Consider the following 255-nt stretch of genomic DNA (forward strand, 5'->3'; position numbering starts at 1 on the left):
ATCTCAAAGCCTCGGCAAATAAGAATGGCTATGATATTCATCAAGTCGCGCAAAAGCCCGTGCAATATCTAGAAGAACTTAATAGCGCGATTGATGCCGACCGTTTGGCGCATGGTAAAAAACCACTTTCACATCAAGACGACGATGAAGAGCCGCCAACGAAAGAAATCAAAATCAGTCCGGTCGATCCCGACGCGGGCTACATGGTTCGTGATGGCAAGCCAACGGGATTCTTCTACCTCGATCATCGCACCG

The 255-nt window shown here is 48.6% G+C and carries 1 pseudogene; it reads left to right on the top strand.

From position 1 onward, the window contains the following. A pseudogene (locus H8K52_RS20835) lies at window positions 1-255 on the top strand (IS5/IS1182 family transposase); the annotation flags it as partial.

The organism is Affinundibacterium seohonense (assembly GCF_014284305.1).
In the GTDB taxonomy this organism is placed as follows: Bacteria; Pseudomonadota; Gammaproteobacteria; order Burkholderiales; family Burkholderiaceae_D; genus Undibacterium; species Undibacterium seohonense.